The 1,812-nt window shown below is 68.9% G+C and carries 1 protein-coding gene; it reads left to right on the forward strand.

The window, feature by feature from the left end; genetic code table 11:
* The first annotated feature begins 136 nt into the window (after positions 1-136).
* On the forward strand, positions 137-1,708 hold the full coding sequence (locus D7W82_RS39460; RefSeq protein ID WP_120623158.1) for a glucan 1,4-alpha-maltotetraohydrolase domain-containing protein: 1,572 nt from the start codon (positions 137-139) through the stop codon (positions 1,706-1,708).
* Positions 1,709-1,812 lie beyond the last annotated feature (104 nt).

Here is a 1,812-nt window from a genome sequence, read left to right on the forward strand (position 1 = left end):
CCTGAACAGCGCGACGCACCGCGCCGTCTCCTCGGAAGCACCGGGTGGGAGGGCCTCTTCGACGGGGAGTCCTGGTCCGTGCCGGAAGCCGGGACTAGCTTGCCCGCGCTTTCCCCCACAACCCCGAGGTCCCCCGATGACGTTGAAGACCCGACTGCTGGTCGTCTCCACGGCTGGCCTGTTCGCCGCCGCGCCCGCCGTGGCCAAGCCGCTGGATGGCGCCAGCACCGACGTGATGATCCAGGGCTTCCACTGGAACTCCGCCAGCGCGGGCGGGTGGTGGAACACGGTGAAGAACAACGCGGCCGCGGTGAAGGCCGCGGGCTTCACGATGATCTGGCTGCCGCCGCCGTCCGACGCGGCGTCCACGCAGGGCTACCTGCCCCGGCAGCTCAACGTGCTCAACTCCAGCTACGGCACGGAAGCGGAGCTCACCCAGGCGCTGGCCGCGCTCAACGCGCAGGGCGTGAAGCCCATCGCGGACATCGTGGTGAACCACCGCGTGGGCACCGCCAACTGGGCGGACTTCACCAACCCCACCTGGAGCGGCTGCAGCGCGGTGGCCGCGGGGGACGAGTGGCCCAGCGCCTGCGGCAACGCGGACAGCGGCGAGGGCTACGCTGCGGCGCGCGACCTGGACCACTCGCAGACGAACGTGCGCGCGGACCTGAAGACGTGGATGGGCACCCGCCTGAAGGGCGTGGGCTTCGCGGGCTGGCGGTTCGACTTCGTGAAGGGCTTCGCGGGCAGCTACGTGAAGGAGTACGTCACCGCGACGGACCCGTGGTTCTGCGTGGGCGAGTTCTGGCCCACGAACTACTTCGACGCGAACAACCCCAACAACTGGAAGCAGCAGATCACCAACTGGGTGGACGCGACCACGGGAAGCTGCGCCGCGTTCGACTTCGCCACCAAGGGCCTGCTCAACGACGCGCTCACCAACAACAACTACACGCGCCTGAAGGCGTCCGACGGCAAGCCCGCGGGCGGCATCGGCTGGTGGGCCAGCCGCCACGTCACCTTCGTGGACAACCACGACACCGGCCCCAGCGAGACGTGCGGCAACGGGCAGAACCACTGGCCGGTGCCGTGCGCCAAGGTGATGGCGGGCTACGCCTACGTGCTCACCCACCCGGGCATCCCCACCGTCTACTGGGCGCACTACTTCAACTGGGGCCTGGGCAGCTCCATCAAGACGCTGATGGACATCCGCAAGAGCGCGGGCCTCACGTCCGAGTCCACCGTCAGCATCCAGCGCGCGGAGAGCGGCCTGTACGCGGCCATCATCGGCGGCAAGGTGGCGGTGAAGCTGGGCACTGGCTCCTGGTCCCCCGGCACCGGCTGGACGCAGGCGGCCTCCGGCACGGACTACACCGTGTGGACCACCGGCACCACGCCGCCCCCCACCGGCACCACCGCCAACGTGGAGTTCGTGTGCAACAACGGCACGACCGTGATGGGCCAGAACGTCTACGTCACCGGCAGCGTCGCGGAGCTCGACACCTGGAGCCCCACCACCACCAAGATTCTCAGCCCCACCGCGTACCCCACCTGGCGCGGCACCTACGCGCTGCCCGCGAACACCGCCGTGCAGTGGAAGTGCCTCAAGCGCGACGGCAGCGGCAACGTCGTGTGGCAGGGCGGTAGCAACAACACCGTCACCACCCCGGCCGCTGGCGGCAGCATCACCGCCACCGCCAGCTTCTAAGACAGCGAGACAGGCGCCCCTGTTGCATGTCTTGCCAGGGGCGCCTGTGTTTCATCTGTTGCTTGAGTTCCAGACTTCAAGCTGTCACAGGGGCCGCCTCACTC

Source organism: Corallococcus sp. CA049B (assembly GCF_003611685.1).
GTDB classification, from domain to species: domain Bacteria; phylum Myxococcota; class Myxococcia; order Myxococcales; family Myxococcaceae; genus Corallococcus; species Corallococcus coralloides.

Excerpts from the sequence above, each read along its gene's own strand:
- D7W82_RS39460 (WP_120623158.1), top strand. The coding sequence starts at position 137 with ATGACGTTGAAGACCCGACTGCTGGTCGTCTCCACGGCTGGCCTGTTC.